The following is a 25539-nucleotide window of genomic DNA, read 5'->3' as shown; positions in this document are numbered from 1 at the left end:
TCAACGCAGTTCAAGCCCCCGTCATCAACTCGCCTAACGACGAGCCGGCGCACCAGGGGTATTCCCTTGTGTCACGCGGAGATGCGGATGTGTTTGGCAAGCGTCGATTGAAGCCGCGCCCCCGAACCGGTGCCGCAGTTGACCCAAACAGGGGCGAGCGATGAGTGAGGCTCAGCTTTACATGCCTGACCAGCTAATCAAAGATGCGGCGAAGCACGGTGAACTTGTCGTTTTCGTCGGCGCGGGTGCGTCCATGCTTTGCGGCAGTCCTGACTGGCGAGAGTTCGCAAACCAAGTCGTGAGCGCCCTCGAGAAGAGTGGCGCACTCGGCTTCTTGGAGGCCGAACAACTGCGTGGTCTCGGCGACTCCCGACGCACTCTCTCAATCGCGATGGCTCTTGCCAAGGAGAAGGACGTCGCAATCGACTTCGACAGAATCCTTCACCCTACCAAGCCTGCGGCGATTGGTGCAGAGCTATACCAGCTGCTTTCGAGCTTGCGACCCGTATTCGTGACGACAAACTACGACAAGTGGCTCGACAATGCTGGCCAGGAAGGACTTTCGGCGGAGGTGAAGGCTGGTGGCGAATCGGAGCCCGTCAAGGGGCCCAGCAAAAGGCCGAAGCACTACCTGCGAAAGCACTTTGACCGCGCCGGCTTCTTCAACGTGGAACACAGCCCCAAGGTGAAGGTCGTCGAGAGTGAACGTGGCACCATGTACCAAGCTGAGGGGTGGCCCGCCCTGCGCTACCTTGAGCAAATCGCCGCGTCTGCGCGGGGCGACCAGGCTACTCGAATTGCCGGCATTGTTAGGGCGATTAGTTCGGATGCTCAGCAGCGCGGTTTGGACAATTGGAGGACTTGGTGGTCCCTTGCCACAATCCTGTCGCAGTTGCCACTCGACGTAGTGACGGACCAGGACGTTGACATGATTCGCTCTTGGCTGGCGGGCCGGTTCGAGTCAAACATGGTCGGTCAAGAGTTAGGCGAGAAGTTGCTGCCGCGACTCCTCGACAGCTCAGAGCCGGAGAATTGGCATAGGGCAATGATGCTGGTCGATGCACTGTCGATGGCGCGTCGCACTGGGGAGTCATGATGAGCGACAAAGTTGGCGTGTTGGACAGCTACCATCTGGGTGAAGTGCTGAAGACGTCAGCTAGGAAGCTCGGCGAACGCTGTGACGCCGCTGCTGTTGACATGTTGGCTCGCCGCTTGGCCGAGTATATTGGCTCTGCCGAAGACGACAAGTATTCGTACATCTGGCGCTCGGCGATTGAAGACCACGAACAGGACGCTCACAAAGAGGACACGCGCGCTGTACTCGTTGATGCCGTCCGTGATGCTGCCCTAGGTGCTACGAGCACCAGTTCTCGTGCAGCGCTGGCAGTTGTGAAGTTGCTTCTACAATCTCCCTATCCGACGCTTGCTCGCGTGGGAATCTATGTATGTGGCGAGCACTACGGCACCGTCGGAGCAGTCTTTTGGGAATGTGCCAAGGAGAGCTGGTTTCTCGACGTTCTCTACTGGCATGAACTCTATTGGCTCATCAACAAGGCCTTCCCCAGATTCTCCGCGGCCCAAAGAGCTCAGTTTCTGCGCCTCGTGGAGCAACTCAAGGGGGATTGGGCAGATGAGTCGCAGCAGGAGGAGTGGGACGAAACCCACAAGCGCGACCTCTTGCATCCGGCATTCGGGCTGGGCGACGTAGAGGTAGATGAGAAGTATCAAGCCCTGGTGCGGCGTTGGGGACCAGCGCGAGATCACCCCGATTTCCATACGTATTCAACCAGCGGGTGGGTCGGGGACCGAAGCCCCGTCGCACCCGATGCGCTAGTTGGCATGTCTGACGCCGAGCTGGTGGCTTATCTCAAGAGCTTTGTGCCAGATGCCAGAAATTGGGATGGCCCGACATACCGTGGACTTGCCTCCTCAATCTCTGAAGCAGTGCGGGCCAGCGAGGATGGCTTTGCGCAACGAATCAGCTTCTTCGCTGACTTGGCGCGCCCATACCAACATGGCCTGCTTCGGGGTCTCAAGGAACGGTGGTCTGACGACAAGCGAGACATCAGTTGGCCAGCGACGTTGTCGCTTGTACAGACAATCGTTTCTTCACGGGCCTTCAGAGCCGATTTGGCTGCAGACCCGCCAGAAGGGTGGGAGCCATCCGTGCATTGGGTTGTAAGGGATATTGCCGACCTCTTCAAGGAGGCATCAGGAATGGCGCGCCACATGCCGTCGGAGCTCTATAAGCCGTGCCTTCAAGTTCTGCGTCTTGTTCTCGACGCGACACCTACGGAGGCCGGGCAGACGAACGATGCCGTTTCGCATGCAATCAATTCCCCAAGGGGCCGGGCTCTAGAATCTTTCATTAACCTTGCGCTAGCAATGCGGCGCGAGGAGGCTGCAGCAAAGTTGCGTTCAGGTGAGACCTGGGCCGCCGTCGGGCCGGTGTTCGATGCTGAACTGGCGACTAGCGAGTCCGGGCTAAATGCTGACTTCTCGGCGATGGTTGGGATGTACTGCGCGAACTTTCACTATCTAAACGCGGAGTGGACGGAAGCCAACTTTGACAGGCTCTTCTCGTCCACCAGCGAAGCAGCTTGGAAGTGTGCGGCACAGGGTTTCGCGTATCAACGCCACCTATACGACTGGCTATTCGAGCGCCTTGTCACAGGCGGGCACCTGAGGAGGATGGTTTACTCGGAAGGGCTCCCTGGCCAGGTGGCGGAAAGAGCTCTGCAGTTCCTGGGGCTTGCCTATCTTGAAGACATGGAGAGCCTCGATGGAAGTGGGCTGCTCAGCGAACTCGTTGCGGAGCTGCGGGTCAAGGAGCTATCGCAGTTGTGCTGGTTTTTTTGGACGCTTCGAGGGAAGGACGAACTTTCCGCCCGCCCGTCCAAAATACTCACGTTCTGGATGAGGGTGGCAGAGCATGTTCGGACAAACCGAGCCGACGTGCCTGAACTGCAGTCGGCCCTCAGCCAGCTAGCGGTCTTCGTTCACGACCTTACGCCGGCCGCCGTCGAGGCATTGGTCGAGGCGGCGCCTCACGCGCAGGTTAGGCATCATGGCTACATGCTGGTCGAGAACCTTGCACGTCTTGCGAATCAATATCCAAAAGAGGTGGCCGCTATCTTCCGCGCGGCGATTTCAGGCTTCTTGCCTGACTACCGCAAGGAGGACGTGATTGGATGCGTCAATCGGTTGGCGGAGGCGGGTGAGGTCGAAGAAGCCGAGCTGATATGCAACGCCTACGCGGAACGAGGTTCGACGTTGCTGAAGGAGACCTATGAGACTCTGCGCGCTAAACAGCGGTCGTCGTCCGAGGCCGGAAAGGGCGGTGGCTAATGGGGCGGCTCGCGAGCTCTGCACGACCCGGCGGCCGTTGGCATGCGCGCGTCTCGGGCGTTGCAGACGCCTGCGGTCTGCTACACAATCTGCGACACAGAATCGTGTCGGATCGGCTGTAATGCATTGAAAACGCTGGGGTTTCAGGTAACCAATGGTCTTTCATCAGCCACCCCAAATTCCTTCCGTTTCAAAACCTCATCTAAACAAATCGACAATCGGCCACGCGCGTTCGCGAGCAAGCTCGCGTAACCGCTCATCGGGATTCGTCGCGACCGGATGCGTGACATATTCCAGCAACGGCACATCATTAATCGAATCGCTGTAGAAATAGCGCTTGTCGAAGTCCTGCCAACGCATGCCGAGTGACGCGAGCCATTCCTCGGTCCGCACGATCTTGCCTTCGCGAAAGGTCGGCGTGCCAACCGCCGTTCCGGTATAGCGGGCCAGTGGGTCGCCCCCCTCGGTGCCCAGTTCGATGCCAAGCAGATGATCGAATCCGAGCGCCTTTCCGATCGGTGCAGTGACGAAAACGTTGGTTGCGGTGACAATGCAGCATAGATCGCCCGCTTCGCGATGCTGCCGCACCAGCGCCTGCGCCGCCGGAAGGATTGCCGGAACAATCACTTCCTTCATGAACAGCTGATGCCACGCGTCGAGTTGCTCACGCGAATGCTGTGCAAGCGGGGCGAGCGTGTGGCGCAGATACTCGGTCATGTCGAGCGTGCCCGCCACGTACTGCCGGTAATAAAGGTCGATGTTCCGTGCATGCGTTAGCGCACCCTGCACGCCAAGCTTGGCAATGAAATGCGCCCACGCCTGATCGCTATCGAGCGGCAGCAGCGTATGGTCCAAATCGAATAACGCGAGGTTGATACTCATCAGCGGTTTCCCCAGCACTCGCCCATCGCTCTGAGTCCGGCCGACGTGGCTTCGACCCATGGTGACGTGTGTTGGCCGATCGTATATTTAAATCCACAAAATTACAATAATGCAAATTTGTGCAACACTAACGGACAGATGTACCGAACGCCCAGCGAAAAGGCCGGCCGTTCGAGCGCAAACGAATCACTGAACTGAACTCGACTGGAAGGAGCGTGCCGCATGCTCGTTTTGCTCAATCTCCTGTCAGGGGTCGCGCTCCTCGTCTGGGGCTCTCACATTGTGCGTACCGGTATCCTGCGGGTGCTGGGCGCTGATTTACGCAATATCCTGAGCCGCAGCACGGGCAGCCGGCTCAAGGCGTTCGCCGCCGGAATCGGCGTGACGAGCCTCGTTCAAAGCAGCAATGCGACAGCGGTCATCGTCACGTCCTTCGCCGCGCAAGGATTGCTGCTGCTCACGAGCGGGCTCGCGATGATGCTCGGCGCGGACGTCGGCACGGCGCTGATGGCGCGCATTCTGACGCTCGATCTGTCCTGGGTTTCGCCGATTCTGATTGCAACCGGCGTGCCGCTTTTCCTGTCGCGCAAGCAGACCCGTGGCGGGCAGATCGGGCGCACCATCATCGGTCTCGGGTTGATTCTGCTTGCGTTGCATTTGATCGTCGAGGCCGCGCAGCCGATGATGCGGGCCGCGGGTGTACGCGTGATGTTCGGCGCGCTGACCGGCGACACGGTGCTCGATGCGTTGGTCGGCGCAGCCTTCGCGATCATTTCCTATTCGAGCCTGGCGTCCGTATTGCTGACCGCGACGCTCGCGTCCTCCGGTGTGATTTCGCTGAAAGTGGCGTTGTGCCTGGTGATCGGCGCGAATCTCGGTAGCGGAACACTGGCGTTTTTTGGGACGCTGGCGCAAAACGCGGCCGCTCGGCGGCTGGCGCTCGGTAGCCTTGCGTTCAAGCTGGCCGGCGCGTTGCTGATCCTGCCATTCGCGCCGCTGCTCGCGCAGTGGCTGCCGGCGTTGATTGCCAACCCTCGCGAGGCGGTGGTGACGTTTCATGTGCTCTACAACACGCTGCGCTGCTGCGCATGTCTTGCGCTGATCGACCCGATGGCGCGCATTTGCACCCGCCTGTTGCGCGAGCGTCCGGTGTCGACCGAAGAACTGCGGCCGCTGCATTTGGATGAGGCCGCGTTGGCCACGCCGACGCTTGCGCTCGCGAACGCGGCGCGCGAAGTACTGCGTATTGGCGATATCATTCGCCGCATGCTCGACAACATCGGTGGACTAATCCACCACAACGATGTGGCAAAGGCGCGCGAAACGATCCGTATGGACGACGACGTCGATCAGCTCTACACCGCACTCAAGACCTACCTGGCGCATATCTCGCGCGAGCAGCTCGACGATGTGGACAGCCGGCGCTGGACCGACATCATCGCGCTCACGATTAATCTCGAACACGCGGGCGACATCATCGAGCGCATTGCCAGCGATATCGAAGAAAAAAAGATCGTTCACCGTCTGGAATTTTCCGCAGAGGGATTGGGCGAACTCGATGACCTCCAAGCGCGCCTGGCCGCCAACCTGCAACTGGGGCTCTCGGTGTTTCTCAACAACGACCTGCATTGCGCGGAACAGCTACTGGCCGAGAAGGAACGTTTCCGCGATCTCGAGCGCGCCTACTCGTACGCTCATTTAGACCGTCTGGCCGGACAAACCCTGCGCAGCATCGAAACGAGCGCGCTGCATCTGGATATGTTGAGCGATATGAAGCGGCTCAATTCGCTCTTTTGCTCGACCGCGTACCCGGTGCTCGATGCGGCCGGCGCACTGCACGACACGCGATTGCGCAAGCGCACACTCGATGCGCTTCACGCTCAGCAGTAGCACGGCAGGTAACAACGCGGGTACCGAAGCAGGTACCGCGGGCGGCGCATTCCTTTCACGCGAGGATGATCTTCGGCAGCTTCTTTTTCAGCGCCGCGAACTCGGCAGACTCCGTTGCTTTTCGATTGGTGATCAGCACGTCGATGCGCTCGGGCGGGCAATACGACATCCGGCTGCGTTGGCCAAGCTTGCTGTGATCGGCCAGAATGACGACGCGGCTCGCATTCTCGACCATCGCACGGGCCACATCCGTCTCGTCGCGATCGAAATTGGTCGCCCCGTGACGATGATCGACGCCGACAGGCGAGAGCAGCGCGACGTCGGCGCGATATCGCTGGATCTCGAGCACCGTCGCGCCGCCCGCCGTGGCCATCGCCCGGTCGCTGATCGAGCCGCCGAGCAAGATCACTTCGTTGGCTGCCTCGGCAGGCCGTTCCGCACCGCGCATCTTGAGCGCGACATCGATCGAATTCGTCACCACGGTGAGGTTGGCCAACTTGGCGAGTTCTTCCGCGAGTGCCGCGGTAGTCGTGCCGGCGTCGATAAAGAGCGTCTGTCCGCTCGCGATGACGCCGGTGGCCGCTTTTGCAATCGCTACCTTGGCCTTCACGCGGGTCTGCGCGCGCTCGGCGATCGGTGCTTCGTCGTCCGGCTTGATCGCGCCCCCGTGCACGCGCCGCAACGCGCCGAGCGCTTCGAGGTCGAGCAGGTCGCGCCGTACGGTTTCGCGCGACACGCCGAGATCAGCCATGATCCGTTCGGTCGACACGCGGTTCAGCGTCGATAGCAGGGCGCGAATCCTCTGATGACGATCTTTCTGCCACATAGGGGCGTTTCCTCTCAATCTCTCGATGTTGATGGGCTCGGCGCTCGGGCCATCTGACGCCGGCAGTCACATGTTTGCGTCGGCAGTATGTCCGTCGGCTTATTTTAGTCCAGCGCTGTTGTATTTTTGAGGCGACTTGCAAATTTGTGTATTTGATCTTAGCCTTCGCAGATCAGACGCGCTGTCCTTTTCGAACATCGAATTTTCACAAACGAATTCTAATGTCCGATTTCGCACATTCCATGTCGCTTTTGTCATTTTGACGTCCAGGCACCGCCAGCATACTCGGCGGTGCGTTGTAGGCGGATGCCGTTTTTCTCAACGCAGCGTTTTTCGAAGAACGAGGAAGCACTATGAACCGCACCGGGTTGAGCCGTTTTGTGTCGACGTTCGCAATGGCAGGCGCAAGTGCAGTGGGCGTGGGCAGCGTGCATGCCGCCGCGCCGGACGCGCTCGTGGCAGCCGCCAAGCAGGAAGGGCAGTTGAGCGTGATTGCGCTGCCACACGATTGGTGCGGCTATGGCGCACAGATCAGCGCCTTCCAAAAGAAATATGGCATCAAGATCAATGAACTCAATCCGGATGCCGGCTCGGGCGACGAGGTCGAGGCGATCAAGGCGAACAAGGGCAACAAAGGGCCACAGGCGCCCGATGTGATCGACGTCGGCCTGTCGTTTGGTCCTACCGCGAAGGCGCAGGGCCTGCTGCAGCCGTACAAGGTGTCGACCTGGGCAGATATTCCCGATGCATCGAAGGACCCCGACGGGTATTGGTACGGCGATTACTACGGCGTGTTGGCCTTCGAAGTCAACGAGGACATGATCGACAAGGCGCCTGCCGACTGGAGCGATTTGCTCAAGCCGCAATACAAGAATGCGGTGTCGCTGGCAGGAGATCCGCGCTCGGCGAATCAGGCCATCCAAGGCGTGTTCGCCGCGGGCCTGTCGACGAACCACGGCGACGTGGCAACGGCCGACAAAGCCGGCCTCAAGTTCTTTGCCGAGCTGAACAAGAGCGGCAACTTCGTGCCTGTGATCGGCAAGGCCGCGTCGCTGGCACAGGGCACCACACCGATTATCGTCCGCTGGGATTACAACGCGCTGGCTGATCGCGACACGCTCAAGGGCAACCCGAAGCTGAAGGTCGTCGTGCCGAAGACGGGCGTCGTGGCGGGCGTCTATGCCCAAGCGATCAGCGCCTACGCACCCCATCCGAACGCGGCCAAGCTCTGGATGGAATTCCTCTATTCCGATGAAGGACAGCTCGGCTGGCTGGCCGGCTATTGCCACCCGATTCGCTATCACGCGCTGAGCGCGGCGAACAAAGTGCCGCCCGCGCTGCTCGCCAAGTTGCCGCCGAGCGATGCCTACAAGGGCGTCGTGTTCCCCACGCTGTCTCAGCAAGACGCGTACAAGAACACGATTACGAAGCAATGGGATCAGTCGGTTGGTGCAAACGTGAAGTAGTGGCGCAGTTCAAATGGGTGGCCTATGAGCGCTTCATCGGAAATCAGTCAGGCCGAGCCGGATGTTCAGGCTCCGCCGGTTTTGGGGCCGACTCACCATGGTTTGGCCGGCGCGCCTGGCCTGCCTCGCGCGCGCCGCGCCACGTCGTTTCTCACGTGGCTAGGCGTTGCGCCGTTTCTGATCTTTGCCCTGCTGTTTCTGTTTCTCCCGACCGCCTTTCTGATTATCGGTGCGTTCCAAGACGCTCAAGGTCATTTCACGCTAGCGAACTTTCATCAGTTGCTCGAGCCGAGCGTGCTCGAAGCCTATTGGATCAGCTTCAAAGTCAGCGCGGCGTCGGCGATTGGCGGCGCGGCGATTGGCTCGTTGCTGGCCTGGGCGGCCGTCAAGGGGCATCTGCCAAGCTGGATTCGCCCGACGCTGATGACGTTCTCCGGCGTGGCTTCGAATTTCGCCGGCGTGCCGCTGGCATTCGCGTTCATCTGTACGTTGGGACGCGTTGGCCTCGTCACCGTGCTGCTCAAGAAGTATTTCGACGTCAATCTCTATTCGACGGGCTTTAGCGTTCTGAGCTTCACGGGGCTGACGCTGACCTACCTCTACTTCCAGGTGCCGCTGATGGTGCTGATCGTCACGCCCGCGCTCGACGGATTGAAGCGCGAATGGCGCGAAGCCTGCGAGTGCCTCGGCGGCACACCCTCGCAGTACTGGCGCTACGTGGCGCTGCCGGTGCTTTGGCCGAGCGTGCTTGGGGCGGCCTTGCTGCTGTTTGCCAATTCGTTCGGCGCTGTCGCGACGGCATACGCGCTGACGGGCAGCTCGCTCAACATGGTGACGATCCTGCTTTATGCGCAGATTCGCGGCGATGTTTTGCATAACCAGAATCTGGGCTACGCGTTGGCTCTCGGCATGATCGTGGTGACGGGGCTTTCGAATGGCGGCTACATTTGGCTGCGCGCACGTGCTGAAAGAGGGCGTCGATGAAAAAACAAAGCCGCGCGGGCGCATGGACCGCGATGATCGTCGGCTCGCTGTACTTCCTGATTCCGCTGCTTGCGACATTCGAATTCAGCTTGCGGATGAGGCGCGGTGAGTACAGCTTCGATGCCTACAAGGTGGTGCTCGTCGACTCGCATTTTCAGGCATCGTTCAGCTATTCGATTTTGATGGCGGTGCTGACGATCGTGGTCGGCATTTTGTTGGTTGTGCCGACCGCTTATTGGGTCCAACTGCGCTTGCCGAAGCTGCGCCCGGTCATCGAATTCGTGACGCTGCTGCCGCTTGTCATTCCGGCCATCGTCATTGTGTTCGGTTATCTGCGCATCTATAACAGCAGCAGCATTCTCCCGTTTACGGCCAACGAACGCACGACCGATTTGCTGCTCGTATTCGGCTATGTGACGCTTGCGCTTCCCTACATGTATCGCGCGGTAGACACAGGGCTGCGCGCGGTCGACATCCGCTCGCTGACCGAGGCCGCCGAGTGCCTCGGCGCGCGCTGGCCAACCATTCTGTTCAAAGTGATTTTCCCGAACATCCGCTCGGCCATCCTATCGGGCGCGTTCCTGACTTTTGCTGTGGTGATCGGCGAATTCACGTTGGCGAGTTTGCTCGACAGGCCCGCGTTCGGTCCTTATTTGCAACTGATTGGAGCGAACCGCGCGTATGAGCCGTCGGCGCTCGCGATCATCGCATTCGTCATCACGTGGGCGTCGATGGGGCTGATTCAAGTATTCGGCTCGGCTCGCACGCTTGCTGCCCCCAACCCTTGAGGACCGAAGCGAGGCGTCACATCATGGCATTCCTTGAGATCGAGAATCTGCATAAGTCGTTCGGGGCAAACATTGCTTTGCATCAGTTCGACATGCAAATCGAGCGCGGCGAGTTCATCACGTTCCTCGGGCCATCGGGCTGCGGCAAGACGACATTGCTGCGCATGATTGCAGGCTTCGAAACGCCGACGCGCGGCACCATTCGCATCGATGGCCGCGACGTCACGCATCTGCAGGTGCGCCAGCGTAAAGTCGGCATGGTGTTCCAATCGTACGCGTTGTTTCCCAATATGACCGTGGCCGAGAACATCGGCTTCGGCCTGCGCGTGGCCAACCAGCCGCAAGCGGACATCCGACGACGTGTCGGCGAAATGCTGGAACTGATCAAGCTGCCGCAGCTCAGCGGGCGCTACCCGTGGCAACTGTCGGGCGGGCAGCAGCAGCGTGTCGCGCTTGCGCGGGCACTGGCCGGCAAGCCAGAAGTATTGTTGCTGGACGAACCGTTGTCGGCACTCGATGCGAAAACCCGAGTATCACTGCGCGACGAAATTCGCGCGTTGCAGCGCGAACTGCGGATCACGTCGATTTTTGTGACGCACGATCAAGAAGAAGCGCTATCCATTTCGGATCGCATTGTGGTCATGAACGAAGGTCGGGTCGAGCAAATCGGCGGCGCGGCGCAGATTTACAACTATCCGCGCACGCGCTTTGTCGCATCGTTTGTGGGCACGCTGAACTTGTTGTCGGGGCACGTCGTCGATCCGGCGAGCGGCACGATGGCCGTCGACGGGCAACAGATCGTCACATCGCAGCCGTTGGCAGCGGAAGACGCCGGTAAAAAACGTCTGCTGGCGCTGCGCCCCGAGGCCATCGTGCTGGAGCCGCCGGCACCCGGGCGCAACACGCTATCGGCGATAGTCGAAGAGGTCAGCTTTCTTGGCGCGGTGGTGCGGATCAAGACAAGGGTGAAGGATGCGGTGATTTCGCTTGATGTCTTCAACGATCCGAACCGCGACATGCCGGCGCGTGGGCAACCCGTCGTGTTGGGCTTTTCGCACGAGAACTTGCTGGTGCTCGACGAAGGCGCAGCTTCGTAGTCGCGCCTTCGCGCCTTCGTAATGGCAGCGAGCTGAACAAGTGCTACGTCGACGCCGTTCCTTCGAGCGGGCTCAATGGCGTTTGCAACTCGTCGATCGCGCCGTGCGGCCCGGCTGCCTCCTCGGGTAGCGGCATGCGTTCGTTCGACCGTGGATGCAAACCCCACCTGCGCCAATCGAGATCGCCCGTATCCGCTGCCGCGCGGGCATAACGTTCGTTCGCTTCCGATTCCTTGCGCATTTGGCTGTCGGACTCATTCCAACTCCGCACAAAAAACGGCAGCGGCGGAGACTTCGCATAACCATGATCGGCCGCCACATGGTCAGCGGAGACAATCGCCCGGCGCGCTTTATCCGCGATCGCAGCCCGCACGACGCCAAGCGCAACGAGCTTCTCCTTGCTGTTTTCGAAACGATGTTCGAGGTAGAAAAACCGTCGATCCCACCCGAGGATGCGCGTGCGCAGTGTATATCGCTCGAACGGCCGTAATTCGTGAACGTACCGGATCATCACGCCGCTCAAAAGCAATCGCCAACCCTTCGAAAGCGCATTTTGCAACACGCCATTGCGAAGCAGAAGGTCGATTCGGCCCAGATCCATGATCTGGAGAAACCGACCGTTATTCATATGCAATTGAACGTCGAGATCGGTCGGCAGAACTCGGAAATGACATTCCGAAACATCGAGCGCCGGCAGATTGGGACGAAGCATTGCGCGAACCGAAACGAATGCGAGGCGGGCGAGCAGTTTCAATTTAATCCCTCGGTGTCAGAGGCTTTCCCGTTTCTGGCCGATGTTCAAATATTGTTGTTATCCGCGATTAACGCTTTGAATCAGTTGTTACTTGCTGTAACTCCAGTATAGAAGCGCCGTTTTCCAGCTGGCTCGCCGAAACCTGTAGATGCGGTATCGAACAAAACCGCAAACTTACGGGATTGTCCCTAGCCGCGTCATTCGGTGCATCCCGGTGCGATACCGTTCTGTTTTTCAAACGCTTGTCATGTATTTGCGAATGAAAAGCGCACAGGGAATGTGCATTGCTGATTCTTATAAGAGTCGATGGGGCGCCGCGCTGCGCCGGATAACGCGTGATCGGTGTACGCTGCGCGCGGCGCGGGGCCGGATGACCGGGCGCCGGTGGTACGATGGCGATGCGTCGGACTGCCGGGCGCGCGGGCCGATGGCACCGCCGGCTGTCGTGGACAAATCTATTGGAAAAATGAAATGAGCAAGCAAAAGACCAATCCGAAACTCGAACAGGCGTTGACCCGTGGCGACCTCGCCATCCGGCAGGCAAACTCCGCGCGTGCCACCGCGCTGCTTCGCGCACTGTCGAAAATGGTCGTCGAAGCGTGTGCGACGATCGGCGTCGAAGCCTCGACGTCCATTCCTGACGGCGACCGCGTCTATGACCCGCACAACGGCGTCTGGCCACAAGTGTTGCTCGTCTCGCTCGACGGACCCGTCGAAACCTCCGACCCCGACGAACTGCGCAAAGTCTGGCTGCTCGCCGACCGGCCCGAAGTGGTATTTCGCGTCGAATGGCAACGCGCCGACGGCAGGGTCGGTCGGCATGAAGCGCGTCCGCTTGCGACGGTTGCCTTTCTCAGCGACGTCGAAATTCCATGGGGCGACGACGAGCAATAACGCGTACGCCGGGAGCCGGACGTCGCACCTTGCACTTGCTCCGATGCACAACGCCGGTGCTTAACGCATCATCCTGCGGCGAAAGAGCGCGGCACAGAGCAGAAACGGCGCAATGGCGTAGACCGCCAGCACGGCAAGATGAAGCACGATATTCGAAGGCGGCTGCCCCAGCATCACGGGGCGGATGAGTTCGACGGCATGGGCCAGCGGCAGCGCGAGCGCCGCATGGCGGACCGGGGCCGGCAGTTGCGTGAGCGGAAAAAAGACGCCCGAGAGCAGCAGCATCGGCGTAATAACAAGCGTTTGATAGAACATAAAGAAGTCGTACGACGGTGCGAGCGCTGTCACCACCATCGCGAGGCTCGCGAACGCAACGCCCGCCAGCGCGATGACGGGCAGCGCCCACAACATCGATGGAAACCTTGCGTAACCAAGCACGCCCGCCACAAGCATGATGGCGGCGCCGGACAGCACGGCCTTGCTGCCCGCCCATGCGACTTCACCGACGACGATGTCGCCAAGCGTCAACGGCGTGTGCATGATGGCCTCCCAAGTACGCTGAACATGCATGCGCGAGAAGCTCGAATACATGGCTTCGAAGCTGGCCGACATCATCACGCTCGAGGCCACGGTGCCCGCTGCCAGAAAAGCGATATAAGGCACACCACCGACTTCTCCGACCATCAGGCCGAGCCCAAAGCCAAGGCCGAACAGGTAGATCATCGGGTCGGCGAGATTGCCGAACATCGATGCCAGCGCCAGTTTGCGCCAGACAAGATAATTGCGGCGCCACACGGCCATCCAATTCGTTGCGTTCGCCGGCAATGCAACGCGCAAGCGGCGGCCCGTGCGCTGCGGCGGGTTTGCCTGGGCTGCCGTGGCGGTGGTGCGGCCGGTGGAAGCACTGCTCATCGTCAGGCTGTCTCTTCGCTGCGCGTGCTTTTCAGTCATCTTGCATCTCGCGGCCGGTTAAACGGAGGAACACGTCTTCAAGGTTGGCGGGGCGGTGCAAATAGCGCAACCCGGGCCGCCCAGCGATGCGCGTGTTGACTGCGCCTGGCTCGCGCACGTAGCAAAAGAGCGTTTCACCGCTGATTTCGGTACGTTCCGCGAAAGGCGCAAGTTCCTCGCGCAGCGCCTCGGGGGACGGCCCGTATATCTCGATCACGTCGCAGCCGATCTCGGCTGAAATGAGCGCATCCGGCGCACCTTCCGCAATCTTGCGCCCTTCTTCGATAATGCACAGGCGATCGCAAAGACGTTCGGCCTCTTCCATGAAGTGGGTCGTCAGCAAAATGGTTTTGCCGCGCGACAGCAGTGAACGTAGCCGTTCCCAGATCAAATGCCGCGCCTGCGGGTCGAGGCCAGTGGTCGGCTCATCCATGATCAATACATCGGGATCGTTGATCAGCGCACGCGCGAGTGTCAGACGCCGCTTCATGCCGCCCGACAACTCCGCAACGCGTGCGTCAGCCTTGCTCTCGAGTCGGGCGAATTCGAGCAGATCGGGAACAATGGCCCGCGTCTTGCTGGTCGATAAGCCGAAGTAGCGGCCAAACACGAGCAGATTCTCGCGCACGGTGAAATCGGGATCGAGATTATCGAACTGCGGGACCACGCCCACCCGCAATCGGGCAAAGCGAGCGCGGGCCGGTATTGCTTCGCCGCACAGCACGATAGCGCCCGTGTCCGGCTCGGTGATGCCGAGCAGCATCTTGAGCGTCGTGGTTTTACCTGCGCCATTTGGCCCGAGCAAGCCGTAGCATTCGCCGGTGCGCACGTGAAACGTCAAGCCATCGACCACGGTTTTGTCACCGTAATGCTTTTTGACTTCGGAAAATTCGATAGCGTTATTCGACATGGGAGCGACAACGATGGACAAGCGATGGACGAAAGGGCCATGCCAAACGCGCGGCACCTCATTCTATGGTATCGAAGCGGTGCATCTCGTTCCGCCATGCCATTTGTGAGTGCGTTCGCGCGACCGCACTAGGCGTTTTCCATCTCTTGCAAGTCGAATCGCGGCGCACCATGATTCAAACGAATGTCTGCGGTTGACGCGGAAAAGGGAGGCCACCATGGCAAGTTACAACAAGATTCTGCTCTGTTATGACGGCACGCGCGAAGGCCGCAAGGCACTGCGCTGCGGTGCCGATCTCGCCCTCGATCTCAAGGCCGAGACGCATTTACTGTCAGTCGTCGATATGCGAACGAGCATTGCGCAAAGCGCCGGGCTGCTGACCGACGTGGCCTGCGGCCGCTTTGAAGATGCGGCGCGTGAAATACTGCAAGAAGGCGTGGATTGGCTCGCCGAACGCGGTGTGAGTGCCCACGGGCATTTCGCGTTCGGACATCCGATCGATGAGATCGCTCGGCTGGCAGCCGACTTGAAAGTCGATCTTGTCGTGGTGGGGCACCGTACGCGTAGCGGCTTGTCGCGGTGGTGGATGGGGTCAGGCAATACGCTGTTGCTCGACCGTGTGTCATGCAGCATTTTGGTCGCTGTATCGGCGGCGCACGAGCAGGAACCGGTAGCGGCAGTGCCCGCTCAAGCTGGGGCAGGGGCCGGCACAGAGAGCTGACCGCGCGTTTTGCCGACGATGCCTTGCTTTCGGCTCACTGGTTCAAATTGACGCCAACGAGCTTCCATGAGAACCAGCCGTCGCGGTGCAGGATCACGCTATACGGGCGGCTTGCAGCGTCACGGCGGTAGGTCACGACAAACTCGTCGATTGCGCGATAACCCGCGGCAGCGCGCGGAGGCTGTGCCGGTGCTTGGGATTCGGCTTGCGCAGGCGGGGCGCCTTCCGAGCTAGACTGTGCTGTATCAGCCGGCGCCTGCTGTGCAGATGGCGGCGCCGGGGGTGTCTCGCCAGGTTCTCCGCGAGGCGGCATGCCGTCGAGCAGTGCCGCTACGCCGTCGGGTGTCGCATATGCGTCGACGAGCGGCCCGATCAGCGCCATGCCGACGAGCGCACCTAATGCAGCGAACGGATGGTCCCGCTTTTGGGCATCGATGCGCCGGGCCAACAGTTCGGTCACTTGTTGTTTTAAGCTGATCTGCAACGCAGGGTAATCGACATATCGATTGACCGTATCGGCATCGCGCGCATCGGCCGCACGCTTGAGCCGATCGAGCACAAGATAGGGCGACGCATAGGCGTACGCCACGATGGCAAAAATGACGACGGCCACCAACACCCCTGCCACGAGGGCGAAGGGATGGCGGCGTCCGGCACGTGGGTTGTCGTTTTTTATCATGGACCAGAGGCTTATTCCGATAGGGGCTAGCACCCCGGCTTTAGCCAAGGGTGGCGGGCCGCAAACCCGCTTTTTCCTCGTCGATACAGCGATCTATCATCCTGCATACCGCATCGATGGTTCCGACCAAAATGACGCGCGAAGCGCCATGGTACACGCGTACCGGTGCACGGCGTGCCGCCTCGGCATGCAAGGCGCTGTTGAGTGATACGCGCGCAAACGCGGGCATCGTCGCCGGTTGTGCAGGCAGCGCGGGTTCCGACGGGAATGCATCGATTGGCGGGCAAGCGATGAGGCTGCGCAGATGCCGCAGCCGGCCGAAGCGACGAAAAGGCATGAGGCGGGCAAGGCGATCCATGACGACTCCCGTGATATTCAAAATTCGGTTGGGCGAATGAGGCCGACGGCAATGCCTTCGAGCGCGAAATCCGCAGTGCCGGCCTTCACAAAGATGTTCTCGTAATCAGGGTTTTCGGCGATCAACTCGATGCCGTCGGACCGACGCTTCAGACGCTTGACGGTGACGTCGTCCCCGATGCGCGCGACGATGATTTGCCCGTCCTTCGCCTCGCTACGCTTTTGCACCGCGAGCAGATCGCCATCGAAGATGCCTGCGTCACGCATCGACAGCCCGCGCACCTTCAGCAGGTAGTCCGGTTTGCTCGAAAAAAGCGCCGGGTCGCACGCGTAGTGCTGCGAGATATGCTCCTGAGCCAGGATCGGGCTACCCGCTGCGACGCGCCCGACCAGCGGCAGCGACAACTGCATCAGCGCCGCGTGCGGCAATGTCAATTGTCGTGGCGCGTCCTCACCCGCCAGAAGCCGAATGCCGCGCGATGCGCCGGCCGCAAGCTCAATCGCCCCTTTACGCGCCAGCGCGCGCAGGTGTTCCTCCGCTGAATTGGCCGAGCTGAAGCCAAGCGCGGCCGCGATCTCCGCGCGGGTAGGCGGAAAGCCGCTGTGCTCGATCGATTGCCGGATCAAGTCGAAAACCTGCTGCTGTCGTGCTGTCAGTTTGATCATGGGCTCACTGTATGAATGAACAGGTGGCTGTATTTTTATACAGTATCGCCGCGATTTCAAGTAAACGTTGCGACCCTAGCCGTCTAGTTGCTCTTAGCAGTTTTTCGTATAAAAAAATGAATAATCATTCGTTTCAGATATAAGGCCTATTGGCTAGACTCGCCCGATCTTGGATAGAAACGCCGAACGGCGAAGGGGCTCGAATGAGCAAATGGGGAACGGGTTGGTCCGGCGCGCGTCGCTGGGCATTGCGCGTGTGGGAGATGAGCGCCGCAGCGGTGCTGGTGCTGGGGGCGACTGTGGCTGTGCCGGCGCTCGCGCAGACGACGCTTCTAAATGTCTCGTACGACCCGACGCGCGAGCTCTACCAGGAAATAGACAAAGCGTTTGCCGCGCAGTGGAAGGCGCAGACAGGCGAGTCGGTCGCAATCCGGCAATCGCACGGTGGCTCGGGCGCACAGGCGCGCTCGGTGCTCGATGGTCTGCAAGCCGATGTGGTGACCCTCGGGCTCGCCTACGACATCGACGTGCTCGCCGCGCGCGGCCTTATTGCGCCCGATTGGCAAAAACGTCTGCCCGATAACGCGACGCCTTATACGTCGACAATCGTATTCCTCGTGCGCCATGGCAACCCGAAGCACATCAAGGACTGGGACGATCTGGTCAAGCCTGGCGTGTCGATCGTCACGCCGAACCCCAAGACCTCGGGTGGCGCGCGCTGGAACTACCTGGCGGCTTGGGCCTTTGCGCTCAATCGGCCCGGCGGCGACGCGGCGCAGGCCAAGGCATTCGTCACCCAGCTTTATCGCAACGCCGGAGTGCTCGATTCAGGCGCGCGCGGCGCGACAACCAGCTTTGTCCAGCGAGGTTTGGGCGATGTGCTGATCGCATGGGAAAACGAGGCGTTCCTCGTGCAAAAAGAGTTCGGCGCCGACAAGTTCGACATCGTCGTGCCGTCGGCCAGCATTCTCGCCGAGCCGCCGGTTGCCGTCGTCGACCAAGTGGTTGCCAAACGCGGCACGCGCAAGCTGTCCGAAGCCTATTTGCGGTTCCTTTATAGCGATGAGGGGCAACGGATTGCCGCTCGCAACTTCTATCGCCCGCGTTCGACGAAGGTACCCGCTGAACTGACGGCGCGGTTTCCAAAGCTCAAGCTCTATACCGTCGATGCAACCTTCGGCGGGTGGACGCAAGCGCAAAAGACGCATTTTGCCGATGGCGGCGTTTTCGATTCGATCTATCAGCCGCATTGAACTAGCGGTTTGACATTCGCGCCGTAGCGCCACCCAACCCGGACTGAATCATGACGACGTTCGCTTTTCGCAAGCCCGGCGCGTTGCCAGGCTTCGGCATGACGCTGGGCCTCACGCTGACTTATCTGAGCCTGATCGTGCTGATCCCGCTTGCCGCCGTTTTTTTCAAGGCGGCCACGCTCGATAGCGCACGGTTTTTCGCGGCCGTCGCGTCACCGCGCGTGGTGGCCTCGTATCGGCTGACGTTCGGCGCCGCCGGCCTCGCTGCGCTGATCAACGGCGGGTTCGGCATGCTCGTGGCGTGGGTGCTCGTGCGTTATCGGTTTCCCGGCAAGCAGATCGTCGATGCGATCGTCGATCTGCCGTTCGCGCTGCCGACAGCCGTGGCGGGCATAGCGCTCGCCGCTGTCTACGCCGAAAACGGCTGGATCGGGCAGTGGCTCGTACCTCTCGGCATGAAGGTGGCATTCACGCCGCTCGGCGTGTTGGTTGCGATGACGTTCATCAGCTTGCCCTTCGTCGTGCGAACCGTTCAGCCGGTGCTCGCGGAGTTCGAAGCCGCTCAGGAAGAGGCCGCCGCTTGCCTGGGCGCCTCGCGCGTGCAGACGTTCGTGCGCGTGGTGCTCCCGGCGCTCGTGCCGGCACTGCTGACCGGCATCGCGCTGGCGTTTGCGCGCGCGCTTGGCGAATACGGTTCCATCATTTTCATCGCCGGCAATATCCCGATGAAGTCCGAAGTCACTTCGCTGATCATCATCACCAAGCTCGAGCAATACGACTATGCCGGTGCAACCGCGCTTGCTGTCGCGATGCTCGTTGCGTCGTTTGCGATCCTCTTGGCCATCAACGTGCTGCAGTGGCATTGGCAGCGTCGAACGAGTGGTTCGGGGCGCGGCCGCGCGAGGCCGGCCGCTGCGTCGGTGTCGCATGTAATCGCGCCAGGAGCGTCGCGATGAACCGACTCGCTGCCGTTGTCGAGCCGCTCCGTGTGCGGCGCCATCACACTCGAGCTACGCCTGATACGCGCGCGCTTGCGCTCGAACGGCGCCGCACCGGCATCCCGGCGCTCGCCGTGCGCTGGACGCTGATCGCCATCGCGCTGCTGTTTCTTGGGCTCTTTCTGGTGGTGCCGCTCGTCGCGGTGTTTGCGCAAGCGCTGAGCAAGGGCGTCGACTTTTACTTCGATGCGCTCGCGCAACCCGATGCCCGGGCCGCGATGGCACTCACGCTCGGCGTGGCGGCCATCGCGGTGCCGCTCAATCTCGTTTTTGGCCTCGCGGCGTCCTGGGCCATCGCAAAGTTCGAATTTCGAGGCCGTGCGTTGCTCACGACATTGATCGATCTGCCGTTTTCTGTTTCGCCGGTGATTTCCGGCGTGATCTACGTGCTGCTCTTTGGCGCGCAGGGCTGGCTCGGTCCCTGGCTTGCGCAACACGACGTGCAGATTGTGTTCGCGGTGCCCGGCATCGTGCTCGCCACTCTCTTCGTCACATTCCCATTCGTGGCGCGCGAGTTGATCCCGCTGATGCAGGCGCAAGGCAAGGAGGAAGAAGAGGCCGCGCGCGTGCTCGGCGCCTCCGGCTGGCAGATCTGGCGTCGCGTGACGCTGCCGAACATCAAATGGGGCGTGCTCTACGGCGTGATTCTTTGCAACGCGCGGGCCATGGGCGAGTTCGGTGCGGTGTCGGTTGTCTCGGGCCACATCCGGGGCATGACGGACACGATGCCGCTACACGTCGAAATTCTGTACAACGACTACAACTTCGCTGCCGCGTTCGCCGTGGCATCGCTGCTGGCGCTCATCGCGTTGGCGACGCTCGCCGTGAAATTTTTCGCCGAGCGCCGTCTGGCCTCGGCCACCGCTGCCGCCGCCGCAAGCGATGTGCTTCGATAACAAGGGACGCTCATGGGTATCACCGTTCGCAATCTGCAAAAACGCTTTGGCGCCTTCACCGCCCTCGACGGCATATCGTTGCAATTCGAGCGCGGCGAACTGGCCGCGCTGATCGGCCCGTCCGGTTGCGGCAAGACCACTTTGCTGCGTGTCATCGCCGGGCTGGAGGCCGCAGACGCGGGCGATATCGTGCTGAACGGCCGCAATGTGGCCGCGCTCGACGCACGCGAGCGGCAAGTCGGCTTCGTGTTCCAGCACTACGCGCTGTTTCGGCACATGACGGTGTTCGAGAACATTGCCTTCGGGCTGCGCGTGAAGTCGCGTCGCGAACGTCCGTCGGCAACCGCCATTCGCGCGAAGGTGCACGAGTTGCTCGAACTCATCCAGCTTCCGCAGTTGGGCGGGCGCTATCCGGTCGAACTGTCGGGCGGGCAACGGCAGCGCGTGGCGCTGGCGCGTGCGCTGGCGGTGGAGCCTTCCGTGCTGCTGCTCGACGAGCCGTTCGGCGCACTCGATGCGAAGGTGCGCAAAGAACTGCGCGATTGGCTCAGACGTCTTCACGACGAACTCGCGATCACCACGATCTTCGTCACGCACGATCAGGACGAGGCGTTGGATGTGGCCGATCGGATCGTCGTGCTGAATCACGGACGCATCGAGCAGGAGGGCAGCGCCGAGGAAGTCTACGAGCACCCGGCCACGCCGTTCGTCTACGCGTTTCTCGGCGGCGCGAACCGGGTACCGGGCAGCATCGAACCGCACGGCTTCGTGGCCAACGGCGACACGCTGCCGTTCGTGGCACCGGGGGCGCTGGCGGGTGCGTCGCCGGCTCAGGGCGCGGCGCTCGCTTATATTCGGCCGCATGATCTGCGCCTCTATCCGGGGGTGGCCCAGGCCCAGCGCGGCGACGGCGCGCAGGCCGACGTGCGCCGTGTCACTGTGCGCGGTGCATCGGTGCGCGTGGAGCTCGCGCTCGCCTGGGGACCGCTCGAGGCGGAATTGACTCGCAACGATTGGCGCGCGCTGGCACTCGCCGAAGGCGATCGCGTGACAGTCGTGCCCCGCACCGCCCGCGTATTTGGCGCACAATCGTCACGCTGACCACCGAGCACGCGCGTAGCGCTTATCGAACCCAAGAGGTGTCCATGAACTTCCAGCAACTGCGTTACGTGCGCGAAGCGGTCCGCCGCAATTTGAATCTGACCGAGGTGGCGAATGTTCTGTTCGCGTCGCAGTCGGGCGTGTCGAAGCAAATCAAAGACCTCGAAGACGAACTCGGCGTCGATATTTTCGTGCGCCGCGGCAAGCGCCTCACCGGTCTGACGGAACCGGGCAAGGCCGTTCATCGGTTGATTGAACGCATGCTGCTCGATGCGGAAAACCTTCGGCGGGTCGCGCGCCAATATGCGGATGAAGACACCGGGCACCTCGTCGTCGCCACGACGCATACGCAGGCGCGCTACGCATTGCCGCCCGTCATTCGTCAGTTCAAGGAAGCGTTTCCGAAGGTCCACCTGGCATTGCGCCAGGGCAGCCCGCGGCAGATCGGACAAATGCTGGCCGAAGGCGAGGCCGATATCGCGATCGCAACAGAGGGCCTCGACCGCTATACCGACATCGTGACGTTTCCATGCTACACGTGGCATCACGTGGTCGTGGTGCCGAAAGGGCACCCGCTCGTCGAGCGCGCAAATGTCACGCTCGAGGATGTCGCTGAATTTCCGATCATTACTTACGAGCGCGATATCACCGGCCGTTCGCATATCGATGAAGCTTTCGAGAAGACCGGCAGGCTGCCCGACGTCGTGCTGACCGCCATCGACGCCGATGTGATCAAAACCTACGTCGAGCTTGGCATGGGTATCGGGATCGTCGCGGCGATGGCCTACGATCCGAAGCGCGACAGCGAACTCGTCGCGCTCGATACGGCGCATCTGTTCGAGGCCAGCACGACGCGCGTCGGACTGCGCAAGGGCGCGATCTTGCGGGCGTACGCCTATCGGCTGATCGAGATGCTTGCGCCGCAACTGGCGGGAACCGACATCACGGGCCGTCTGCGCGAGGCGGCTTGAAGTAACCGGCTCGTGCGCATCAGGTCGGCGCGCCGCACGCGAGCGCCAATGGGGCTCGCGCCGCGTATAGAATGGCGGCCATGAACCCCATCGCTACCGCTCCTTCCCATTCCATTTCCGCTGGCATGCTGCCGCGCGTCGCTGTACTGGCGACGGGCGGCACCATTGCCGGATCGGCCCCCGACGCGGCGCAAACGGCTGGCTACCAAGCCGGTGTCGTCGGCGTCGACGCGTTGCTGGCCGCCGTGCCGGCCCTGGCATCGGTCGCGTCCATTCATGCCGAGCAAGTCGCGAGCATCGACAGCAAGGATCTCGATCTCGCCTTATGGCATGCGCTAGCCGCGCGCATCGATGCACTGGCCGCGCGCGACGACATCGACGGCATCGTCGTCACGCATGGCACCGATACACTCGAGGAGACGGCCTATTTGCTGCATCTCGTCGTCAAGACAGCCAAGCCTGTCGTGCTGACCGCGGCGATGCGCCCCGCGTCCGCGTTATCGGCCGACGGGCCGCTGAATCTGCTTGGTGCTGTCACGGTCGCGAGCGCGCACGCAGCGCATGGCCAAGGCGTACTCGTGGTGTTCAACAACCGCATCCACTGTGCGCGCGACATCGCCAAGACGAGCACTTATGCGGTCGATGCGTTCCAGTCGCACGAGGTCGGCGCGCTCGGCTGGGTGCAGGACGGACGTGTCGAATTCCAGCGCACCATCGTGCGGCCGCACACGGCCGCGACGCCGTTCAGCGCGGGCAGCGCGTGGCCCGTTGTCGAGATCGTGTCGAGCTATGCGGGGGTGTCGCGAATTGCGATCGATGCGCTCGTCGCGGCCGGCGTGCGCGGCATTGTCGTGGCCGGCACCGGCAACGGATCTTTGCACGCGGCCGTGCAAGTCGCGCTGGCCGAGGCCGTGCAGCATGGCGTCGCCGTGGTGCGCGCGTCGCGCGTGGGCTCGGGCCATGTCATGCACAACGGTGCGGCGCCCGATGATGCGCTCGGCTTCGTCAGCGCCGGCTCGCTTAATCCATACAAGGCGCGTGTGCTGTTGATGCTCGCGCTTGCCGCTGGCATGACCGAGCGAGCCGTATTGCAACTCGCGTTCGATACGTACTGAGCGAGCGGTTTTTTACCAACCGCCACGCATAGATCCGACAGCCGGACACCCGACCGCAACGTCTGACCGACCAAGGCTTCCCCGTCGTGGCCGGGTGCCGCTGGCGGATCTCGCTTGACGCGGCGCTCAGCTCCAAAGCCTGATAGCGGCGCCTTTGACTGTTTTGCTGCGTGTGTGGTACTCAGGCCGCCAGTGCCGGACTGTCTTGCGCTTGCGCGATTTCGAAGCCGGCCATGATCTCGAGTGCCCGCAGCATCGCCGAATGATCCCAGCCATTGCCACCGTGCGCCGCACAGACGCTAAAGAGCTGCTGCGCGCTGGCCGTATGAGGCAAGGAGATGCCGAGCTTGCGCGCCCCATCGAGCGCGAGGTTCAGATCTTTGCGATGGAGTTCGATGCGAAATCCGGGCTTGAACGTGCGCTTCGTCATCCGTTCGCCATGCACTTCGAGGATGCGCGAGGACGCGAAACCGCCCATCAGCGCGCGTCGCACGCGCTCCGGGTCCGCGCCCGAGCGCGCGGCGAACAGCAACGCCTCGGCGACAGCTTCGATGTTGAGCGCGACGATGATCTGATTGGCCACCTTGCAGGTTTGTCCAGCGCCGTTGTCGCCGATCAACGAGACGTTCTTGCCCATCAGATCGAACAGCGGGTGAGCGCGCTCGAATGCGCTTTGCGGGCCGCCTACCATGATGGTCAGCGTGGCGTCGCGCGCGCCCACTTCGCCGCCCGAGACGGGCGCATCGAGATAGTCGCAGCTGAGCGCGTTGATACGCTTCGCGAAGGCTTGCGTGTCGAGCGGCGAGATGGAACTCATGTCGATGACGAGCTTGCCGGCGCTGAGGCCCGCGGCCACGCCATCGTCGGCGAACAGCACGTTCTCGACGTCAGGCGTGTCGGGCACCATCGAGATGATGATGTCCGCTTCGCGCGCCACCGCGGTGGAATCCGCAGCCACGCTCGTGCGCTCGCGCAGGTCGTCGGGCACCGGGAATTTGCCGTTGACGACGAGTGTATGACCGCCTTTCAACAGATTGCGGGCCATGTGCGAGCCCATGATGCCAAGGCCGATAAAGCCGATCTTTGTCATGTCGATATTTCCGTTCGTCTGGGGTTGCAGGGACGTCACGCAGTGATGATCAGTAGGGGCTTGCGATGCGGCGCTAGGCGGCAGGCGCGCGGCTCACGCGCGCGAGCCAGCCAAGTCCGTCGAGTGTCGTCGTGCGTGGTTTGTATTCGCAGCCGATATGGCCTTCGTAGCCGAGCCGGTCAAGCAGCGCGAACAGGAACGCGTAGTTGATCTCTCCGGTGCCGGGCTCATGACGCCCGGGGTTGTCAGCCAGCTGGATATGCGCGATGCGCGGCAAGTTGCGCTCGATCGTCGCCGCGAGCTCGCCTTCCATCCGTTGCATGTGGTAGATGTCGTACTGCAGGAAGAGATTGTCCGAATCCACGGCGGCAATGACGTCGAGCGCTTCTTTTGAGCGGTTCAGCGCGAAGCCGGGAATGTCGTAGGCGTTGCACGGCTCGACGAGCAGCTTGATGCCCTCACGCTTGAGCGCCGTCGCGGCGAAGCGCAGGTTGTCGACGATCGTGCCGCGCGCGCGCTCGATATCGACGGGTTTGGGGCGTATGCCCACCAGGCAGTTCAGTTGCGGCACGCCGAGCGCCTTCGCGTATTCGATTGCCTGGCCGACGCCTTCCTGAAACTCGCCGACACGATCGGGCAGACAGGCAATGCCGCGCTCGCCGGCTGCCCAGTCGCCGGCGGGCAGGTTATGCAGGACGAGGCGCAGCCCATGCGCGTCAAGCTGCTCGGCCAGCTCGGCTGCGGAGTACGGGTAGGGGAACAGGAATTCGACGGCTTCGAAGCCCGCTTGTGCCGCCGCCGCGAAGCGCTCGACAAACGGCACTTCGTTGAACAGCATGGTCAGGTTGGCTGCAAATTTCGGCATGATCAGGTGTCTCGTTGGTCGGTCAAGGTCAAACAAA

The 25539-nt window shown here is 61.5% G+C and carries 25 protein-coding genes; 15 read left to right on the top strand and 10 right to left on the bottom strand.

Annotated features, from left to right (window positions below; all coding sequences use genetic code 11):
* Positions 1–160 precede the first annotated feature (160 nt).
* Together ACSQ20_RS10365 and ACSQ20_RS10360 are read left to right on the top strand one after the other, a co-directional pair.
* Complete coding sequence (locus ACSQ20_RS10365; RefSeq protein ID WP_436019576.1) at positions 161–1096, top strand: hypothetical protein; 936 nt, start codon at positions 161–163, stop codon at positions 1094–1096.
* Positions 1093–3348, top strand: coding sequence for a hypothetical protein (locus tag ACSQ20_RS10360; protein ID WP_436019574.1), 2256 nt, complete (start codon positions 1093–1095; stop codon positions 3346–3348). Before ACSQ20_RS10365 ends, ACSQ20_RS10360 begins: the two co-directional genes overlap by 4 nt.
* Positions 3349–3546: 198 nt before the next feature.
* Here ACSQ20_RS10360 and ACSQ20_RS10355 read toward each other — a convergent pair whose 3' ends face one another.
* A complete protein-coding gene (locus tag ACSQ20_RS10355) occupies positions 3547–4230 on the bottom strand; it encodes an HAD family hydrolase (RefSeq protein WP_436019572.1) in 684 nt (227 codons plus the stop codon).
* Between the two features lie 222 nt (positions 4231–4452).
* Here ACSQ20_RS10355 and ACSQ20_RS10350 point away from each other — a divergent pair, with 222 nt between their 5' ends.
* The gene (locus ACSQ20_RS10350) at positions 4453–6120 is read left to right on the top strand and encodes a Na/Pi cotransporter family protein (protein WP_436019570.1); all 1668 of its coding nucleotides are present in this window, start codon (positions 4453–4455) and stop codon (positions 6118–6120) included.
* 55 nt (positions 6121–6175) lie between these two features.
* Here the strand turns inward: ACSQ20_RS10350 and ACSQ20_RS10345 are convergent, their stop codons facing one another.
* The gene (locus tag ACSQ20_RS10345; protein ID WP_436019568.1) at positions 6176–6946 is read right to left on the bottom strand and encodes a DeoR/GlpR family DNA-binding transcription regulator; all 771 of its coding nucleotides are present in this window, start codon (positions 6944–6946) and stop codon (positions 6176–6178) included.
* Between the two features lie 353 nt (positions 6947–7299).
* On the opposite strand from ACSQ20_RS10345, the gene ACSQ20_RS10340 reads away from it, so the two are divergent.
* Genes ACSQ20_RS10340 through ACSQ20_RS10325 form a run of 4 tightly spaced genes read left to right on the top strand, consistent with a single transcriptional unit; the run spans position 7300 to position 11281 of the window.
* Positions 7300–8412: an ABC transporter substrate-binding protein gene (locus tag ACSQ20_RS10340; protein ID WP_436019566.1), complete on the top strand. Its 1113-nt coding sequence runs from the start codon at positions 7300–7302 to the stop codon at positions 8410–8412.
* Between the two features lie 24 nt (positions 8413–8436).
* Positions 8437–9396, top strand: coding sequence for an ABC transporter permease (locus ACSQ20_RS10335; RefSeq protein WP_436019564.1), 960 nt, complete (start codon positions 8437–8439; stop codon positions 9394–9396).
* The gene (locus ACSQ20_RS10330; RefSeq protein ID WP_436019562.1) at positions 9393–10184 is read left to right on the top strand and encodes an ABC transporter permease; all 792 of its coding nucleotides are present in this window, start codon (positions 9393–9395) and stop codon (positions 10182–10184) included. Before ACSQ20_RS10335 ends, ACSQ20_RS10330 begins: the two co-directional genes overlap by 4 nt.
* Before the next feature lie 23 nt (positions 10185–10207).
* The gene (locus ACSQ20_RS10325; RefSeq protein WP_436019560.1) at positions 10208–11281 is read left to right on the top strand and encodes an ABC transporter ATP-binding protein; all 1074 of its coding nucleotides are present in this window, start codon (positions 10208–10210) and stop codon (positions 11279–11281) included.
* 43 nt (positions 11282–11324) lie between these two features.
* Here ACSQ20_RS10325 and ACSQ20_RS10320 read toward each other — a convergent pair whose 3' ends face one another.
* Positions 11325–12035, bottom strand: a complete 711-nt coding sequence (locus tag ACSQ20_RS10320) for a thioesterase family protein (RefSeq protein ID WP_436019558.1) — start codon at positions 12033–12035, stop codon at positions 11325–11327.
* Positions 12036–12506: 471 nt separating this feature from the next.
* On the opposite strand from ACSQ20_RS10320, the gene ACSQ20_RS10315 reads away from it, so the two are divergent.
* Positions 12507–12929 carry a hypothetical protein gene (locus ACSQ20_RS10315; protein WP_436019556.1) on the top strand — a complete coding sequence of 141 codons (423 nt, stop codon included), beginning with the start codon at positions 12507–12509 and terminating at the stop codon, positions 12927–12929.
* A gap of 60 nt (positions 12930–12989) precedes the next feature.
* On the opposite strand, the gene ACSQ20_RS10310 is transcribed toward ACSQ20_RS10315, so the two are convergent.
* Complete coding sequence (locus ACSQ20_RS10310) at positions 12990–13841, bottom strand: ABC transporter permease (protein ID WP_436023034.1); 852 nt, start codon at positions 13839–13841, stop codon at positions 12990–12992.
* Between the two features lie 31 nt (positions 13842–13872).
* Positions 13873–14790, bottom strand: a complete 918-nt coding sequence (gene nodI, locus ACSQ20_RS10305) for a nodulation factor ABC transporter ATP-binding protein NodI (protein WP_436019554.1) — start codon at positions 14788–14790, stop codon at positions 13873–13875.
* 217 nt (positions 14791–15007) lie between these two features.
* On the opposite strand from nodI, the gene ACSQ20_RS10300 reads away from it, so the two are divergent.
* Positions 15008–15511, top strand: coding sequence for a universal stress protein (locus ACSQ20_RS10300; RefSeq protein ID WP_436019552.1), 504 nt, complete (start codon positions 15008–15010; stop codon positions 15509–15511).
* Positions 15512–15545: 34 nt separating this feature from the next.
* Here ACSQ20_RS10300 and ACSQ20_RS10295 read toward each other — a convergent pair whose 3' ends face one another.
* From ACSQ20_RS10295 to lexA, 3 genes are read right to left on the bottom strand one after another with little or no spacing between them, the layout of a single operon-like run.
* Complete coding sequence (locus ACSQ20_RS10295) at positions 15546–16190, bottom strand: DUF2939 domain-containing protein (RefSeq protein WP_436019550.1); 645 nt, start codon at positions 16188–16190, stop codon at positions 15546–15548.
* A 40-nt stretch (positions 16191–16230) separates the two neighbouring features.
* Positions 16231–16548, bottom strand: coding sequence for a hypothetical protein (locus ACSQ20_RS10290; protein WP_436019548.1), 318 nt, complete (start codon positions 16546–16548; stop codon positions 16231–16233).
* 17 nt (positions 16549–16565) lie between these two features.
* The gene (lexA, locus tag ACSQ20_RS10285; RefSeq protein WP_436019546.1) at positions 16566–17213 is read right to left on the bottom strand and encodes a transcriptional repressor LexA; all 648 of its coding nucleotides are present in this window, start codon (positions 17211–17213) and stop codon (positions 16566–16568) included.
* A gap of 263 nt (positions 17214–17476) precedes the next feature.
* On the opposite strand from lexA, the gene ACSQ20_RS10280 reads away from it, so the two are divergent.
* From ACSQ20_RS10280 to ACSQ20_RS10255, 6 genes are all read left to right on the top strand, one after another.
* The gene (locus ACSQ20_RS10280; RefSeq protein WP_436023032.1) at positions 17477–18466 is read left to right on the top strand and encodes a sulfate ABC transporter substrate-binding protein; all 990 of its coding nucleotides are present in this window, start codon (positions 17477–17479) and stop codon (positions 18464–18466) included.
* A 50-nt stretch (positions 18467–18516) separates the two neighbouring features.
* Complete coding sequence (cysT, locus tag ACSQ20_RS10275) at positions 18517–19422, top strand: sulfate ABC transporter permease subunit CysT (RefSeq protein ID WP_436019544.1); 906 nt, start codon at positions 18517–18519, stop codon at positions 19420–19422.
* Positions 19419–20360: a sulfate ABC transporter permease subunit CysW gene (gene cysW, locus ACSQ20_RS10270; protein ID WP_436019542.1), complete on the top strand. Its 942-nt coding sequence runs from the start codon at positions 19419–19421 to the stop codon at positions 20358–20360. The genes cysT and cysW overlap by 4 nt, the downstream gene beginning before the upstream one ends.
* A gap of 12 nt (positions 20361–20372) precedes the next feature.
* Positions 20373–21461: a sulfate/molybdate ABC transporter ATP-binding protein gene (locus ACSQ20_RS10265; protein WP_436019540.1), complete on the top strand. Its 1089-nt coding sequence runs from the start codon at positions 20373–20375 to the stop codon at positions 21459–21461.
* A gap of 44 nt (positions 21462–21505) precedes the next feature.
* Positions 21506–22432 (top strand): CysB family HTH-type transcriptional regulator, encoded by a 927-nt coding sequence (locus tag ACSQ20_RS10260; protein WP_436019538.1) that lies wholly within the window; start codon positions 21506–21508, stop codon positions 22430–22432.
* Between the two features lie 80 nt (positions 22433–22512).
* Positions 22513–23547, top strand: a complete 1035-nt coding sequence (locus ACSQ20_RS10255; protein ID WP_436019536.1) for an asparaginase — start codon at positions 22513–22515, stop codon at positions 23545–23547.
* A gap of 181 nt (positions 23548–23728) precedes the next feature.
* On the opposite strand, the gene ACSQ20_RS10250 is transcribed toward ACSQ20_RS10255, so the two are convergent.
* Complete coding sequence (locus tag ACSQ20_RS10250; RefSeq protein WP_436019534.1) at positions 23729–24637, bottom strand: 2-hydroxy-3-oxopropionate reductase; 909 nt, start codon at positions 24635–24637, stop codon at positions 23729–23731.
* A gap of 73 nt (positions 24638–24710) precedes the next feature.
* Entirely contained in the window at positions 24711–25502 is a 792-nt protein-coding gene (gene hyi, locus ACSQ20_RS10245) for a hydroxypyruvate isomerase (protein WP_436019532.1), read from the bottom strand.
* Positions 25503–25539: the final 37 nt, after the last annotated feature.

This window comes from Trinickia sp. LjRoot230, from assembly GCF_964253315.1.
Classification (GTDB): domain Bacteria; phylum Pseudomonadota; class Gammaproteobacteria; order Burkholderiales; family Burkholderiaceae; genus Trinickia.
Note: the sequence above shows the minus strand (reverse complement) of the source record. Positions and strands in the feature narration are given on the sequence as shown.

Bases quoted from the DNA above. Each gene is read 5' to 3' on its own strand.
- ACSQ20_RS10250 (WP_436019534.1), bottom strand. From the start codon at position 24,637: ATGACAAAGATCGGCTTTATCGGCCTTGGCATCATGGGCTCGCACATG.
- ACSQ20_RS10355 (WP_436019572.1), bottom strand. From the start codon at position 4,230: ATGAGTATCAACCTCGCGTTATTCGATTTGGACCATACGCTGCTGCCG.
- ACSQ20_RS10330 (WP_436019562.1), top strand. From the start codon at position 9,393: ATGAAAAAACAAAGCCGCGCGGGCGCATGGACCGCGATGATCGTCGGC.
- ACSQ20_RS10350 (WP_436019570.1), top strand. From the start codon at position 4,453: ATGCTCGTTTTGCTCAATCTCCTGTCAGGGGTCGCGCTCCTCGTCTGG.
- ACSQ20_RS10315 (WP_436019556.1), top strand. From the start codon at position 12,507: ATGAGCAAGCAAAAGACCAATCCGAAACTCGAACAGGCGTTGACCCGT.
- ACSQ20_RS10360 (WP_436019574.1), top strand. From the start codon at position 1,093: ATGATGAGCGACAAAGTTGGCGTGTTGGACAGCTACCATCTGGGTGAA.
- ACSQ20_RS10310 (WP_436023034.1), bottom strand. From the start codon at position 13,841: ATGAGCAGTGCTTCCACCGGCCGCACCACCGCCACGGCAGCCCAGGCA.
- ACSQ20_RS10295 (WP_436019550.1), bottom strand. From the start codon at position 16,190: ATGATAAAAAACGACAACCCACGTGCCGGACGCCGCCATCCCTTCGCC.
- nodI (WP_436019554.1), bottom strand. From the start codon at position 14,790: ATGTCGAATAACGCTATCGAATTTTCCGAAGTCAAAAAGCATTACGGT.
- ACSQ20_RS10340 (WP_436019566.1), top strand. From the start codon at position 7,300: ATGAACCGCACCGGGTTGAGCCGTTTTGTGTCGACGTTCGCAATGGCA.
- ACSQ20_RS10265 (WP_436019540.1), top strand. From the start codon at position 20,373: ATGGGTATCACCGTTCGCAATCTGCAAAAACGCTTTGGCGCCTTCACC.
- cysW (WP_436019542.1), top strand. From the start codon at position 19,419: ATGAACCGACTCGCTGCCGTTGTCGAGCCGCTCCGTGTGCGGCGCCAT.
- ACSQ20_RS10280 (WP_436023032.1), top strand. From the start codon at position 17,477: ATGAGCGCCGCAGCGGTGCTGGTGCTGGGGGCGACTGTGGCTGTGCCG.
- ACSQ20_RS10325 (WP_436019560.1), top strand. From the start codon at position 10,208: ATGGCATTCCTTGAGATCGAGAATCTGCATAAGTCGTTCGGGGCAAAC.
- ACSQ20_RS10300 (WP_436019552.1), top strand. From the start codon at position 15,008: ATGGCAAGTTACAACAAGATTCTGCTCTGTTATGACGGCACGCGCGAA.
- ACSQ20_RS10345 (WP_436019568.1), bottom strand. From the start codon at position 6,946: ATGTGGCAGAAAGATCGTCATCAGAGGATTCGCGCCCTGCTATCGACG.
- ACSQ20_RS10255 (WP_436019536.1), top strand. From the start codon at position 22,513: ATGAACCCCATCGCTACCGCTCCTTCCCATTCCATTTCCGCTGGCATG.
- cysT (WP_436019544.1), top strand. From the start codon at position 18,517: ATGACGACGTTCGCTTTTCGCAAGCCCGGCGCGTTGCCAGGCTTCGGC.
- ACSQ20_RS10260 (WP_436019538.1), top strand. From the start codon at position 21,506: ATGAACTTCCAGCAACTGCGTTACGTGCGCGAAGCGGTCCGCCGCAAT.
- hyi (WP_436019532.1), bottom strand. From the start codon at position 25,502: ATGCCGAAATTTGCAGCCAACCTGACCATGCTGTTCAACGAAGTGCCG.
- ACSQ20_RS10365 (WP_436019576.1), top strand. From the start codon at position 161: ATGAGTGAGGCTCAGCTTTACATGCCTGACCAGCTAATCAAAGATGCG.
- ACSQ20_RS10335 (WP_436019564.1), top strand. From the start codon at position 8,437: ATGAGCGCTTCATCGGAAATCAGTCAGGCCGAGCCGGATGTTCAGGCT.
- lexA (WP_436019546.1), bottom strand. From the start codon at position 17,213: ATGATCAAACTGACAGCACGACAGCAGCAGGTTTTCGACTTGATCCGG.
- ACSQ20_RS10290 (WP_436019548.1), bottom strand. From the start codon at position 16,548: ATGGATCGCCTTGCCCGCCTCATGCCTTTTCGTCGCTTCGGCCGGCTG.